This window comes from Aestuariivirga litoralis, from assembly GCF_003234965.1.
Taxonomy (GTDB): Bacteria; Pseudomonadota; Alphaproteobacteria; order Rhizobiales; family Aestuariivirgaceae; genus Aestuariivirga; species Aestuariivirga litoralis.
Map to the genome: position 1 here is coordinate 25,572 of NZ_QKVK01000004.1, position 13,459 is coordinate 39,030.

Below are 13,459 nucleotides of genomic sequence, written 5' to 3' on the forward strand. Positions count from 1 at the left end.
ACCTTTCTGATGACCGCAAGCTCCGAGACAGAAACCCGCCGCAAGCGCCTCCTGTGGCGCGCCACCCACCGTGGCATCAAGGAGATGGACCTGATCCTCGGCGGCTTCGTGGTGCAGCACCTCGGCGGGTTTTCTGAGGACGAGATCACCGATCTCGAGCGCATCATGGAGATTCCTGACCAGGACATGCTGTCCTGGGCCACGAGGCAGGCGGAGGTTCCGCCCGAACACCTGTCACCACTGCTGACCCGCATCCTCGCCTACACGCCATGATCGATGTTTCGAAGCTGACGCAGCGGCTCTCCCAGCCCGGCCGCACCGCCGTCTCCGGCGTGCCGCAGGGGCTCGATGCCATGCTGCTGCCCGAGATCGCGAAGGCGGTGGGCAAGCGCGTGGTGGTGCATGTGGCGGTGGATGACAGCCGCGCCGCCGTGCTGGCGGACCAGCTTGCCTATTTTGCACCGAAGCTTGACGTGCTGCGCTTCCCCGCCTGGGACTGCCTGCCGTACGACCGCGTCTCGCCGGTGGCCGACATCGTCGCCCGCCGCCTCGCGACGCTGGCGCGGTTGCTGGAGCCGGTGACCAAGCCGACCGTGCTCATCACCACCGTTCCTGCCATCCTGCAGCGGGTGGTGCCGCGCACGCTGATCGAGGGGCAGACGTTTGCCGCCGCCCCGGGCAACCGGGTGAATTCCGACCGGCTCATCGCCTTCCTGGCCGAAAACGGCTTCTCGCGCACTGGCACGGTGGTCGACCCCGGCGACTTCGCGGTGCGCGGCGGCATCGTCGACATCTTCCCGCCGGGTTCCGATGCGCCTGTTCGCCTCGACTTCTTCGGCGACACGCTCGAGTCGATCCGCAGCTTCGACCCGGAGTCGCAGCGCACCACCTCGACGCTGAAGCGCTTCACCTTGAACCCCGCCAACGAGGTGCTGCTGAACGAAACCTCGATCGGCAAGTTCCGCGTCAACTACGCCCAGGCCTTCGGCGGCATCGACATCAGTGATCCGCTCTATGAGAGCGTCTCGGCGGGCCGCAAGTACCAGGGCATGGAGCACTGGCTGCCGCTGTTCCATGACGAACTCTCCACGCTGTTCGACTATCTCGAAGACCCCGTCATCACGCTCGACCATTCGGCCGACGAGGCCGCGACGGCCCGGCAGGAGCAGGTGGCGGAGTTCTACAATGCCCGGCGCGAGGCCCTCGACAAGAAGGAGACCTATGGCGCTGCGCCCTACAAGCCGGTGAAGCCCGCCAGCCTCTACGTCACCGAAGCGCAATGGGCCGAGGCGCAGACCAATTACACCGTGCTCGCCTTCTCGCCCTTCGAGAGCCCCAATTCCATTTCCTTCGGCGGCCGTCGTGGCCGCAGCTTCGCGGCCGAGCGCGCGCAGGCCGGCGGCAATGTCTATGAGGCCGTCAAGGCCCACGCCGACGACATCCGCCGAGGTGGGCGCCGCGTCGCCATCGCGTCCTGGACCGAGGGCTCGCGCGAGCGCATGGAGACCATCCTCAAGGACCATGACGTGGCGCCGCTCGCCGCCGCCAGGGACTGGCCGGAGTTCCTCACCTGGGACAAGGCCATCGCAGGCCTTCTGGTGCTGGGGCTGGAGGAGGGCTTCGAGACTGATGATTTCGCCATCATCTCCGAGCAGGACATCCTCGGCGACCGCATGGTGCGCCGCGGCCGGCGCAACAAGAAGGCGTCCGACTTCATAAGCGAGCTCTCGGCCCTTTCGCCGGGCGACCTCGTGGTGCATGTCGACCATGGCATCGGCCGCTTCGAGGGGCTGAAGACCATCGAGGTGCAGGGCGCCCCGCATGATTGCCTGTTCCTCTCCTATGCCGGGGGTGACCGGCTGTTCCTGCCGGTCGAGAACATCGAGCTCCTCTCGCGCTATGGCTCGGACGAGCAGGGCGTGCAGCTCGACAAGCTCGGCGGCGGCGCCTGGCAGGCCAAGAAGGCCAAGCTCAAGGAGCGCATCCTCAAGATCGCCGAGGGCCTGATCCGCACGGCCGCCGCGCGCGAGCTGAAGCCCGGCGACGTGCTGCCGCCGCCCGAAGGTGCCTACGAGGAATTCGCCGCCCGCTTCCCCTATGAGGAGACGGAGGACCAGCTCACCGCCATCGAGGCCGTGATCGAGGATTTCCAGAAGGGCCGCCCGATGGACCGGCTGGTCTGCGGCGACGTCGGCTTCGGCAAGACCGAGGTGGCGCTGCGCTCGGCCTTCGTCGCCGCCATGAACGGCAAGCAGGTGGCGGTGGTGGTGCCGACGACGCTGCTTGCCCGCCAGCACTTCGCCACCTTCCAGAACCGCTTCAAGGGCCTGCCCATCAACATCGCCCAGGCCTCGCGCATGGTGCCGAAGAAGGAGCTGGACCAGGTGAAGGCGGGGATCGCGAGTGGCGACATCGACATCGTCGTCGGCACGCACGCATTGCTCGCGGACTCGATCAAGTTCCGCGATCTCGGCCTCATGATCATTGACGAGGAGCAGCATTTCGGCGTCAAGCACAAGGAGCGGCTGAAGGAGATGCGCACCAACGTGCATGTCCTCACCCTCACGGCAACACCCATCCCGCGCACGCTGCAGCTCGCCCTGTCGGGCGTGCGCGAGCTCTCGCTCATCACCACCCCGCCGCTCGATCGTCTGGCGGTCCGCACCTACATCACGCCCTTCGACCCCGTGATCATCCGGGAGAGCCTGCTGCGCGAGCATTTCCGCGGCGGCCAGAGCTTCTATGTCGTACCGCGCGTCACCGACCTCGACGAGATCGCCGCCTTCCTGAAGGAGACGGTTCCGGAGGTGAAGTTCCGCATGGCCCATGGCCGCATGGCGCCGACCGAGCTCGAGGACATCATGACCGGCTTCTATGACCGGAAGTTCGACGTGCTTCTGTCCACCACCATCGTGGAATCGGGCCTCGACATCTCGACCGCCAATACGCTGATCATCCACCGGGCCGACATGTTCGGCCTCGCCCAGCTCTACCAGCTGCGTGGCCGCGTGGGCCGCTCGAAGCAGCGCGCCTATGCGATCTTCACGACGCCCGCCAACAAGACGCTCACCCAGGCCGCCGACAAGCGCCTCAAGGTGCTGCAGTCGCTCGATTCACTGGGCGCAGGCTTCACGCTGGCCAGCCACGACCTTGACCTGCGCGGTGCGGGCAACCTTTTGGGTGACGAGCAGTCGGGCCACATCAAGGAAGTGGGCTACGAGCTCTACCAGCAGATGATCGAGGAGGCGGTGGCCAAGCTCCGCACCGGCGAGGACACGCTGGAGTCGGACGGCCAATGGTCACCGCAGATCAACATCGGTACCTCGGTCCTGATCCCCGAGACCTATGTCGAGGACCTGCAGGTGCGCCTCGGCCTCTACCGCCGTCTTGCGGACTTGCACGACCAGCAGGCCGTCGATGCCTTCGGTGCCGAACTGCGCGACCGCTTCGGGCCGGTGCCGGAGGAGGTCAATCACCTTCTCGCCGTCGTCTCGATCAAGCTCCTCTGCCGCACCGCCAATGTGCAGAGCGTGGACGCTGGCCCCAAGGGCGCCGTCATGGCCTTCCGCGGCGATGCCTTCGCCAATCCGGGCGCGCTGGTGCAGTGGATCACGGGGCAGGGCACCAAGGCCAAGCTCCGGCCCGACATGAAGCTCGTCGTGATGCGTGAATGGGAGACGCCGGAAGAGCGCCTCAAGGGCACGCGGCAATTGATGCAGACGCTGGTGAAGCTGGCGGCGTGAGCCGCATCTGTGCGTTCAGAGTTTCATCATGCCCGGGCCCGTCCCGGGCATCCTTTGGGCTGCCATCGAAAGGATCGCCGGGACGAGCCCGGCGATGATGATTGCGAGGAATGGCAGAGCCCTAAGCCTCGCCCACTTCCTTCGCGACCCGCGAAATGGCATCGACCAGCACGGCGGGCGACTGTGCGCCCACCAGCGCATAGCTCTGCGCCAGGATGAATGTCGGCACACCCGTCACGCCGATGTTGGTGGCGTGCTGGATCTCCGCCCTGGTCTCCTCGACGTCCTGCTCGGTGTCGAGCAGTTCGCGGATCTGCTGCGCGTTGATGCCGGCTTCGCCCGCGCAGGCGGCCAGCACGTCGCGGTCGCCCACGTCCTTGCCTTCGCTCCAGTAGGCCATGAACAGGCGCTCGACCATCTCGGTCTGGCGCTCCACCGTGTGCGACCAGCGGATCAGGCGATGGGCGTCCAGCGTGTTGGGTGTGCGGGTGATGAGGTCGAAGCGGTAGGGCACGTCCAGTTCCCGGCCAGCCTCGATCAGCGGGTCATGGATGGTCTTCAGTTTCTCCGCGCCGAACTTGTTGAGCATGTACTGGTGGCGGTCGAGACCTTCCGGCGGAATGGTGGGGTCCAGCATGTAGGGCCGCCAGCGGATGAAGACGTCCATGTCGAGGGCGGCAAGCGCCGCATCGAGGCGGCGCTTGCCGAGGAAGCACCAGGGGCAGATGACGTCGGACACGACGTCGATGGTGAAACGGTCAGCCATGCTCAGGGCTTCTCCAGCGCTTTCCGGTTGAGCTTGCCGTTGGCGGTTCGCGGGAGCGCGGGCACGAACCAGATCTGCTTCGGGCACTTATAGGCGGCCAGCCGCTCCCTGACAAAGCCCATCACCGCCTCTTCGTTAACGTCCGCACCTTCGCGCGGCACCAGGAAGGCGGCGATGATCGAGGCCGTCTCCGAGACGCGCCATTCCCGCACGCCGGCCTCGGCAATCGCCCCGTGCTGCAGCAGCACCTTCTCCACCTCCAGCGGCGAGACGCGGAAGCCGCCGGCATTCATCATGTCGTCGATGCGGCCATGGCACCAGACATAGCCATCGGCGTCGAACTCCGCCGTGTCGCCCGTGGCGAACCACTCCTCCGCGAAGCGCTCCTCGCCCCAGTAGCCGAGGAACAGGCCGGGGTCGCTGCGGTGCACGGCCAGCTCGCCATCCTCGAGCACGCGCACCGCGCGGCCCTCCTGCGGCTTGCCGGGGGAGCCTGGCCTGACGGGCACCGTGGGCGAGGACGAGATGTAGGTCGAGATCTCGCTCATCCCCAGCGCCTCGTAGAGCTCGGTTCCGGTCTGTTCGCGCCAGCCGTCGAGGATCGGACGCGCCAGCGCCTCGCCCGCCGTCAATCCGTGGCGCAGCGTCGGGGCCGGGCGAAAGCCCGCCCGCAGCAGGTGGCGGTAGATGCCCGGCACCGAGGCCATGATGGTCACGCCATGTTCGGCGATGAGCCGCTCCCAGACGGCATCATCCTTTGTGCCGGTGTAGACCACCGACGTGCAGCCATTGGCGAAGGGGTCGAACAGCCCCGTGCCCAGCGTGTAGGTCCAGTTGAAGGCCCCGGTGTGCAGCATCACGTCCGAGGGGCCGATGCCGTACCAGCCCCGATACATCGGCCGCCGCCCCCAGATGGCGCGCTGCGCATGCAGCACGCCCTTGGGCGTGCCGGAGGTGCCGGAAGTGAAGATCATGTAGCCCGGGTCATCCGACGCCGTATCGGCGTAGCCTCCAGGCGCCGCGGTCTTGAGGCGTGCGATGTCATCCGGCGCCAGCAGCGTGATGTCCTCAAGGGCAGGGAGCGCCAGCAGGCCATCCCACGCGATGAAACGAGCGCCGCTGAAGCGCAGCAGTGCCGCGACTTCCGTCGGCGTGAGCATCGGCGAGGCGGCAATGGGAATTGCGCCCGCCGCATTGGCGGCAAGGAAGACCAGCGCATAGTCGAGCGAATTGCCCATGCGGATGAACAGGCGCTGGCCCGGCTCCAGCCCCAGCTTGCACAGCCCTGCAGCCATGCGCAGCACCAGATCCTCCAGTGCGCCATAGCTCCAGCGCCGGGTTTCTTCACCCGCAACGATCAGCGCCGTCTTTTCGGCCGCCTTGTCCGCCAGGCAGTAGCGCGCGAGGTTCAGGCGCTCCGGCGGGGGTGCGCCGGTGAAGCTCACTTGTTGCGCCAGAGCGTCGTCGCCTCGAAGCCGGTCAGCGGCTGGGCGTCCGGCCGGCCGATGGTGTTCCACCGCGCCACCCACTGGCCGCCGGCGTCATAGAGCGGCACCATGTAGAAACCTGATGTCAGCAGACGGTCCTCGGCGCGCACGGCCGCGACGAAGTCCTCGCGCGTCTTGGCGTCGAGCATGGACTGGATGGCATGGTCCACCGCCGGGTCGGCAATGCCGGGATAGTTGCGCGTGCCTTGCACGGTGCGGCCCTCCGAGCCGAAATAGAGCACCTGCTCGTTGCCCGGCGACAGCGAGTTGAACCAGGTCGCCGGGATCATGTCATAGTCATAGGTGTTCTGCAGCGCGGTGAACTGCGCCGCGTCGATGATGCGGACAGTGGCGGTGATGCCGATGGCGGCAAGCGTGCGCTGGTAGTGCAGCGCGATCTTCTCCTGGTCGCGGTCCTTCACCAGGATGGTGAAGCTGAAGGGCTCACCCTTGGCATTGACCAGCCCCTTGTCCGACATGGTCCATCCCGCTTCCGCCAGCAGCGCCACGGCCTTGCGCAGCAGCTTCCGGTCGCGCCCGGAGCCATCGCTGACGGGTAGCCGGTAGCTGCCGTCGACGAAGTCGGGCCGGAGCTTCGCCAGTGCATCGCCAAGCACGGCCTTCTCGGCATCGTCCACGGGCTTGCCCTCGGACGAGAGTTCCGATCCGCCATAGTAGCCATAGGTGCGGTGATAGGCATTGCTGAACAGGTTGGCGTTGGCCCATTCGAAGTCGAAGGCCATGACCAGCGCCTCGCGCACGCGCGGATCCTCGAAGATCGGGCGGCGGGTGTTGAAGATGAAGCCGGAGGCAGGGGCCGGTGTCTTCTGTTCCACCTTCTCCAGCGTGATCTTGCCGTCCTTCACGGCCGGGAAATCATAGCCGGTGTTCCAGCGCTTCGGATCGGTCTCGATGCGCACGTCGGCAAGTCCGGACTTGAAGGCCTCGAAGGCGGCGTTGGCATCACGATAATAGTCGAAGCGGACGGTGTCGAAATTCCACAGGCCCTTGCCGATCGGCAGGTCCTTGCCCCAATAGTCCGGGTTCCTGCGATAGGTGATGGTTTCCCCGGCCTTGATCTTCTCCATCACATAGGGCCCGGAGCCCATGAGGGGGTCCAGCGTGGTCTGGGCGAAGTCCTTGTCCTGCCATTGTGCCCTGGGGAAGATCGGCATCAGGCCCATGATCAGCGGCAGTTCGCGGTCGCCCGCTTCCTGGTGGAAGGTGACGGTGTGCTCGTCCGGCGTCTCGGCTTTGGTGATCTTGGAATAGGAATTCTTGAAGTTCGGGCGGCCCTTGTCGCGCAGGGTCTCCATCGAGAACACCACGTCCGCCGCGGTGACGGGCGTGCCGTCGGAAAATTTCGCATCGGGCCTGATCTTGAAGGTGAATGTCTGCCGGTCGTCGGAAACGTCGATCGTCTCGGCGAGAAGGCCATAGAGCGAGAAGGGTTCGTCCCAGTTCCGGCCCAGCAGGCTCTCGAACACATAGGTGCGGGGACCCATGGCCGACTGGCCCTTCACGATGAAGGGGTTGACGCTGTCGAAGGAGCCGGTGACGGCCTGGCGCAGGTCGCCGCCCTGCGGGGCGTCCGGATTGGCATAGGGCAGGTGCTTGAAATCCGGCGGCAGCGCCGGTTCGCCCAGCATGGCGATGCCGTGCTGCGGCGCAGCTTCGGCGAGCGTGGTGAAGGCCAGGAAGGCCGTGGCGAGGAGGGCGGTGCGGCGGAGCTTGGACATGGTCCCTCGATTGCAGTGCGAATCGGGAAACATCATGGCCGGGCAAGCCCGGCCATGAAAGTCTTGCTTCCATGTAACCCCTGGTTAGCGCACCAGGATGTTCTGGAACTGCCAGGGGTCCTTGCGGTCGAGGTCGGTGGCGAAGAGCTCCACAACGGAGTCGAGCGGCGTCCAGCTGGTATAGACGCCGCGCACCGGGCCCAGATAGGGGGTCTGGATCTCCAGGCAGCGCTTGTAGTCCATTTCGTCGGTTTCGACGATGCCGGCCATCGGGTTCTCGATCGCCCAGATCATGCCGGTGAGCACGGCGGAGGACACCTGCAGGCCCGTGGCGCTGTTATGGGGCGCGAGCTTGCGCGCCTCCTCGATCGACAGCTGCGAGCCGAACCAGTAGGCGTTCTTCTTGTGGCCATAGAGCAGCACGCCGAGCTCGTCGCGGCCGTCGGCGATCTGCTTCTCGTCGAGGACATAGAAGTCCTTCGGGTGCTTGCCGCCATTGCCCAGCATCTCCACCCAGGAGAGGACGGCGTCGTTCGACGGATGATAGGCATAGTGGCAGGTCGGGCGGTAGCTCACCTTGCGGCCGGAGCGCACGGTGAAATAGTCCGAGATCGAGATCGCCTCGTTGTGGGTGACGAGGAAGCCGAAATGCGGGCCCTCGGTGGGCGTCCAGGTGCGCACGCGGGTGTCGGCTCCCGGCGTCTCGATGTAGATCGCGGCACCGCAGCCTTTCTTGTGGCGCTTGCCCTTGGGCGGCAGCTTCTTCTCGTGCGTGCCCCAGCCCAGTTCCGCCGGCTGCAGGCCTTCCGAGATGAAGCCTTCGACCGACCAGGTGTTGACGAAGGTGCCAAAGGGCTTGGGCTGCTTCGTCCGCTGGGTGTCGCGCTCGGCGACATGGATGCCCTTGACGCCCAGCTTCTTCATGAGCTTCGCCCAGCCGTCGCGCGTGGTGGGCTCGGCCACCTTGGTCTTGGTCGCCTTGGCGATGTCCATCAGCGCCTGCTTGACGAACCACGACACCATGCCCGGGTTGGCCCCGCAGCAGGAGACGGCGGTGGGGCCGGCACCCAGCGCGCGCTTCAGGTCCAGCATCTTCTCGCGCATCGCGTAGTTGGTGCGTTCGCCCTGCGGCATCTTGCTGTTGTAGTAGAAGCCCGGCCACGGCTCGATGACGGTGTCGATGTAGAGCGCATGCGTCTCGCGGGCGAGGCGCATGATGTCGAGGCTGTCGACGTCGACGGAGAGGTTCACGATGAAGGCGGGGCCGGGACCAGCCGTCAGCAGGGGCTTCAGCACCTGACGGTAGTTCTTGGCAGTGATCGCCGCCTTCATGAAGGCGGCACCCTGCTTCTCGGCCAGCTGGCTGTGCGCGGCGTCGGGGTCGATGACCGTGATCTGCTTCGGATCGCATTTGATGTGGCGAAGGATCAACGGCAGTGTGCCCCTGCCGATCGAGCCGAAGCCGATCATCACGATGGGGCCATTCCACGCGGCGTGCACGGGCCAGTTATTCATTTCATCGGAACTCCTGTGTTTGCGGGATAGTCCTGCGCCTATAGCGGGTAGGGCTGTCATTCAAAAGGAGAATCTGCAGGCGCGAAATTGCCGCCGTTCAGCGCGTTCCGGCGGCGTAGCGCCAGACCTCGTAGCGGATCTTCGCCTTCTTGTAGGCGTCGAAGATCGCGATGGCATAGACGAACAGCCCGCCCGCCAGCTTTCCAATGATGGAGACATCGGGTGCGGCGGTGATGAGGGTGAAGCCGCCCAGCAGGAACATGAAGAACAGGAAGATCAGCCCGCGCCACGGTTCGCCGTTGAACACCTGCCCGGAGCCGGGCAGCACGATGGCGAGTGCCAGCACGAGAAGCGGGTTCATCGGGCGCTTGGTCTCGGCGGGGGTGGTCATGACGCAGTCTCCGGATGGGCCAGCAGGTCGTCCCTGAGGTCGAGCAGATAATCGAGCAGAGGCTTTGCCGCGGCAGCTGGGAAGGGCTGGAGGCCCATCTCGCTGTCGCGGAACAGCAGGTAGGAGCCACGGCTCGCTTCCTCCGTCAGCCACACGATGCGAAGACCCTTCGGCGAGATCACCAGTTCCTTGGCGCGCGGGTCGTCGAGGATGGCGGCATGCTTCAGCAGAAGCTGCCGCGGTGGCAGCAGCTGCGGGGCATCGGTGCGCACCGTGCAATCATGCGGGAAGGCGGGGTCGGGCGCCATCTGCACCGGCAACGCGGCGTGGCGTGAGAACACCTCGACGCCGCGCGGCCGCATCATCAGGTCGAAGGTTGCCTTGACGGGCATCGGCTCGGGCAGCGAGACCAGCAGCCACAGGCTGGGCAGCTTGCGGAAATTCAGCGTGTCCGGGACCAGCTGGATGTCGAAGGTGGCGCCCCGGTAAGTGCCGCTGATGCGCGGGAAACCATCTGGCTGGAGCTTCTTCAGTCCGCCGGTGAAGAGGCACTGGACGTCGTCGAGGAAGGCGGCCCGCCGCGACGCCCGCACGCGGCCGTCGCGGATGCTCGCGGTGAGGGCGTAGAGAAAGCCCGTTCCGGCAATCGCGGCGGCCAGGGCCAGCAGCAGGTGGGTAATGCTCACACTCGGGTCCTCTCATGGAACTGGCCCGCCTCGGGGGAGGCGGGCCAGCGCTGTTCGCATGTCAGCCGCGTGTTCTCAATAGCCGCGCGGGCGCGGCCAGGGCATGGTGAACTGGTCGCCGCGCTTCACGAAGCGGTAGCGCCAGAAGTGGAACCACAGCGAGACCACGATGTAGAAGCCCACCATGGCGATCAGCTGCGTGCCATAGCCCAGGAACACCGCGAAATAGGTCACCGCGCAGAGGCAGAGCAGCACGATGGCCGGAACCGGGTGGAACGGGTGCACGTAGCCGCGCTTGATGGTGTCGAGCGGCCACTTGCGGCGGAACAGGATCACGTTGATGGGCATGAAGGTATATTCCAGCAGGCCCGACAGGATCGAGAAGGTGATCACCTGGTCCAGCGGGGCGCCCAGCGCGAAGAGGATCGCGATGGGCACGAGGAAGATGATCGACCGGAAGGGCGTGCGGAACTTCGGATGCACCGCGCCGAACCACTGCGGCAGGTAGTGGTCGCGGCCCATGGCGAACCAGGCGCGGGAAGCGTCGTTGATGCAGCCGTTGGCCGACGCCATGGTCGAGAACATCGTTCCGATGCCGAGGAACACCATGAGGAAGGTGGAACCCGACAGGCGCGCCGTGTCGAACAGCGGCGCCACCGAACCGTTGACGCCATCGCCGAGGAACTCCCACGGCAGCACGCCGGTGCAGACGTACCAGGTGAGGGTTGCCGCGATCAGCAGCGTGATGATGCCGGCCATGGTGCCGAAGGGCAGGGCCCGCGCCGGCGAGCGTACTTCCTCGGCGGCCTGTGTCGTTCCCTCGATGCCGAGGTAGTACCACAGGCCGAAATGCATGGCAGCGACAACACCGATCGCCCCATAGGGCAGCGACGCATCGCCGGCCATCAGTCCGGCATGGTTGAGCGCCGTCGTGCCGGTGAGGGTCGACAGGAACAGCACGATGATGGCGATGAAGGCCACCGCGGTGATGACCAGGTTGAAGGTCAGCGTCGCCAGCACGCCGCGATAGTTGAGCCAGGCGAGGAACAGGATCGTCAGCACGATGAACGGCGTCTGGTCGAGTTCGCCCGTATAGCCCGAGAGCGCGGCCACCTGGGAGACCAGGTAGCCGAGGGTGATGGCGTTGGCCGCCTCCAGCATGGTGTAGGCAAACACCAGGTAGAGGCCGACGTTGAAGGCCATCAGCGGCCCCACGATGTGCTTGGCCTGGGTGTATTGCCCGCCCGCCGCGGCGACGGTGGACGTCACCTCGGAGTCGATCATGGCCACGCAGGTGTAGAGGAGGCCTGCGAACCAGCAGGCGATCAGGGCGGCATAGGCGCCGCCCTTGCCGACTGCGAAGTTCCAGCCCATGTATTCGCCGACGAGCACGATGCCCACGCCCAGCGCCCAGACATGGGCGGGGCCGAGAACGCGCAGCAGGCTGATCTTCTCGACCTTGCCGCCGGCAGCTTGATGTGCATTTGCCATTGTCAGGTCCTCAGATCTTGTGCTGTTCGGTCATCGCCTCGAGTTCGCCCTCGCGGGACGACGTCAGCGCTTCTTCCGAATAGGACGACTCGATCCTGAACCAGTCGAGGATGATGTAGAGGCCGAATACCGCGGACAGGATCCAGGCCGCGTATTCCATGTAATTCCAGAAACTCATGGGCGTCGCTCCTATTTCCTGTCGCCGAATTTCTCGGCAATCACTTCCTTGTACTCGACACCCGAGAACCGGATGATGAGGAAGAAGTAGCCAACCACCACCACGATCATGATCGCCAGTTCGAGCGGGTCGATGGTGTAGTCGTAGCGGGCGGTGATGATGTTCTGCAGGGCCTCGTTGTCAGGGCTGTCGAAGCCGAGCGCGTTGTAGGCCGCGATCTTCTCCGGCGTGTCCTGTCCGAGGTCGGCCCAGGTGGCGGTGGGGTTGAAGGGCTTGGGGTCCTTGGCGCCGCCTGCGAGGTCCAGCCACAGGGGCAGGCGCAGCGCGCCGATGATGAGCACCAGCAGCACGATCACGTCGATGATCTGGCCGATCTTGCTCTGGTGGGGAGGGGTGTATCTTGCCATGTGCCGTTCCCCTCAGTGCCGGTGGCCACGCATCTCGTCGAGATGCTTGATGTCGAGGCCATAGATGAAGTCCTTGTCCTCCTTGTAGTGCCTCACCATCGCGCCCATCGAGGCGGTGTTGAAGAGAAGGACGGCGGCTCCGCCGATCAGGAGGATGGTGCGCCAGGGTCCCTCGGGTGCGAGGTTCCAGGTGCCGATCATCACGAAGATGATCGCAAACCAGAGGCCGATGACGAACGCATATGCCACGAGCACATCGCGCCGGTACATCGCCTCAATGCGTTGCTTGAGGTCAGACATGCGTTTCTCCCATTGACCAGCCATTATCCTCGCTGCGGGCTGGGCCAATCCCCTATGTGAGTCGTTATTGCTGCGAGGTAATTTTGTTATCTGGGAGGAAACTCTTCATTGCTAACGATGTCAAGCAATCACGCCGCCGAAAGTCCGCAAGTGGCCGCTTTCAGACCCCCGGCGGTTTGAACCCTGCCATGCGCTTGCCGATATCGTCGGCCGACAGGCCTGTGCCCAGTGCCGGAACGTTGAACTCGGGCTGGCGCAACACCCTGCTGAAGAGGCCCAGTGCCCGGGCCGGCCAGAAAATCCCGGCAGTGCTCCGCGCCGGTTCCGCGATGTTCATCTGCAGGCTGTAGGATCGCCCGTTGAAGATCACCTTCCAATCGATCGCCTCCCAGGCAATGGGGCGGGCCGAGAGCCGGCGGTCCAGCAGGCCGGCCTCCGTCATCTCGATGGCGTTGCCGGCGAGGCTGGCGATGCGCCAGCAGTGGCCCGCCATCACCACGCCGGCGAGGCTCAGCACCACCCCCATCACCATCAGCACGATCGCCCCGCCATTCTCGGCCGGCCGCAGCAGGCCATGGCCCGCCGCCACGAAGAGCAGGCCCACCGCGATTTCCGCCACCCAGAACAGCAGCAGCAGGCGGGCGATCAACGGGCGGTTGGGGATGAGCACGGGTGCGGGCATGGCGCGGAACATGGCCCGGGAGGGGGCGGTCAAGTCAAGTGTTGCCAGCCACCCCCCTCAGGGGATACTCACCG

13 protein-coding genes are annotated in these 13,459 nt (G+C 65.5%); 2 read left to right on the forward strand and 11 right to left on the reverse strand.

The window, feature by feature from the left end; translation table 11 throughout:
* Positions 1 to 9 precede the first annotated feature (9 nt).
* Together DK847_RS09840 and mfd are read left to right on the forward strand one after the other, a co-directional pair.
* Positions 10 to 273, forward strand: coding sequence for an FAD assembly factor SdhE (locus DK847_RS09840; RefSeq protein WP_111198658.1), 264 nt, complete (start codon positions 10 to 12; stop codon positions 271 to 273).
* Positions 270 to 3,743 (forward strand): transcription-repair coupling factor, encoded by a 3,474-nt coding sequence (gene mfd, locus DK847_RS09845; protein ID WP_111198219.1) that lies wholly within the window; start codon positions 270 to 272, stop codon positions 3,741 to 3,743. The genes DK847_RS09840 and mfd overlap by 4 nt, the downstream gene beginning before the upstream one ends.
* A 121-nt stretch (positions 3,744 to 3,864) precedes the next feature.
* Here mfd and DK847_RS09850 read toward each other — a convergent pair whose 3' ends face one another.
* From DK847_RS09850 to DK847_RS09895, 11 genes are all read right to left on the reverse strand, one after another.
* The gene (locus DK847_RS09850; RefSeq protein ID WP_111198221.1) at positions 3,865 to 4,509 is read right to left on the reverse strand and encodes a DsbA family oxidoreductase; all 645 of its coding nucleotides are present in this window, start codon (positions 4,507 to 4,509) and stop codon (positions 3,865 to 3,867) included.
* Positions 4,510 to 4,511: 2 nt separating this feature from the next.
* Complete coding sequence (locus DK847_RS09855) at positions 4,512 to 5,954, reverse strand: acetate--CoA ligase (protein ID WP_111198222.1); 1,443 nt, start codon at positions 5,952 to 5,954, stop codon at positions 4,512 to 4,514.
* Positions 5,951 to 7,735, reverse strand: coding sequence for an extracellular solute-binding protein (locus tag DK847_RS09860; protein ID WP_111198224.1), 1,785 nt, complete (start codon positions 7,733 to 7,735; stop codon positions 5,951 to 5,953). Before DK847_RS09860 ends, DK847_RS09855 begins: the two co-directional genes overlap by 4 nt.
* Positions 7,736 to 7,819: 84 nt before the next feature.
* Complete coding sequence (locus tag DK847_RS09865) at positions 7,820 to 9,250, reverse strand: homospermidine synthase (RefSeq protein WP_111198226.1); 1,431 nt, start codon at positions 9,248 to 9,250, stop codon at positions 7,820 to 7,822.
* Between the two features lie 97 nt (positions 9,251 to 9,347).
* Positions 9,348 to 9,641, reverse strand: coding sequence for a hypothetical protein (locus DK847_RS09870; protein WP_111198228.1), 294 nt, complete (start codon positions 9,639 to 9,641; stop codon positions 9,348 to 9,350).
* Positions 9,638 to 10,327, reverse strand: coding sequence for a hypothetical protein (locus DK847_RS09875; RefSeq protein ID WP_111198229.1), 690 nt, complete (start codon positions 10,325 to 10,327; stop codon positions 9,638 to 9,640). The genes DK847_RS09870 and DK847_RS09875 overlap by 4 nt, the downstream gene beginning before the upstream one ends.
* 75 nt (positions 10,328 to 10,402) lie before the next feature.
* Positions 10,403 to 11,818 carry an APC family permease gene (locus tag DK847_RS09880; protein ID WP_111198231.1) on the reverse strand — a complete coding sequence of 472 codons (1,416 nt, stop codon included), beginning with the start codon at positions 11,816 to 11,818 and terminating at the stop codon, positions 10,403 to 10,405.
* A 10-nt stretch (positions 11,819 to 11,828) separates the two neighbouring features.
* Positions 11,829 to 11,996 carry a hypothetical protein gene (locus DK847_RS20780; RefSeq protein ID WP_193548191.1) on the reverse strand — a complete coding sequence of 56 codons (168 nt, stop codon included), beginning with the start codon at positions 11,994 to 11,996 and terminating at the stop codon, positions 11,829 to 11,831.
* Between the two features lie 11 nt (positions 11,997 to 12,007).
* Positions 12,008 to 12,403: a hypothetical protein gene (locus DK847_RS09885; protein WP_111198233.1), complete on the reverse strand. Its 396-nt coding sequence runs from the start codon at positions 12,401 to 12,403 to the stop codon at positions 12,008 to 12,010.
* Positions 12,404 to 12,415: 12 nt separating this feature from the next.
* Positions 12,416 to 12,703 (reverse strand): hypothetical protein, encoded by a 288-nt coding sequence (locus tag DK847_RS09890; protein ID WP_161957224.1) that lies wholly within the window; start codon positions 12,701 to 12,703, stop codon positions 12,416 to 12,418.
* A gap of 160 nt (positions 12,704 to 12,863) precedes the next feature.
* A complete protein-coding gene (locus DK847_RS09895; RefSeq protein WP_146256093.1) occupies positions 12,864 to 13,418 on the reverse strand; it encodes a hypothetical protein in 555 nt (184 codons plus the stop codon).
* Positions 13,419 to 13,459 lie beyond the last annotated feature (41 nt).

What these genes read in the sequence shown, in the direction of transcription:
- DK847_RS09840 (WP_111198658.1), top strand. Translation starts at nt 10, where the DNA reads ATGACCGCAAGCTCCGAGACAGAAACCCGCCGCAAGCGCCTCCTGTGG.
- mfd (WP_111198219.1), top strand. Translation starts at nt 270, where the DNA reads ATGATCGATGTTTCGAAGCTGACGCAGCGGCTCTCCCAGCCCGGCCGC.
- DK847_RS09850 (WP_111198221.1), bottom strand. Translation starts at nt 4,509, where the DNA reads ATGGCTGACCGTTTCACCATCGACGTCGTGTCCGACGTCATCTGCCCC.
- DK847_RS09860 (WP_111198224.1), bottom strand. Translation starts at nt 7,735, where the DNA reads ATGTCCAAGCTCCGCCGCACCGCCCTCCTCGCCACGGCCTTCCTGGCC.
- DK847_RS09865 (WP_111198226.1), bottom strand. Translation starts at nt 9,250, where the DNA reads ATGAATAACTGGCCCGTGCACGCCGCGTGGAATGGCCCCATCGTGATG.
- DK847_RS09870 (WP_111198228.1), bottom strand. Translation starts at nt 9,641, where the DNA reads ATGACCACCCCCGCCGAGACCAAGCGCCCGATGAACCCGCTTCTCGTG.
- DK847_RS09880 (WP_111198231.1), bottom strand. Translation starts at nt 11,818, where the DNA reads ATGGCAAATGCACATCAAGCTGCCGGCGGCAAGGTCGAGAAGATCAGC.
- DK847_RS20780 (WP_193548191.1), bottom strand. Translation starts at nt 11,996, where the DNA reads ATGAGTTTCTGGAATTACATGGAATACGCGGCCTGGATCCTGTCCGCG.
- DK847_RS09885 (WP_111198233.1), bottom strand. Translation starts at nt 12,403, where the DNA reads ATGGCAAGATACACCCCTCCCCACCAGAGCAAGATCGGCCAGATCATC.
- DK847_RS09890 (WP_161957224.1), bottom strand. Translation starts at nt 12,703, where the DNA reads ATGTCTGACCTCAAGCAACGCATTGAGGCGATGTACCGGCGCGATGTG.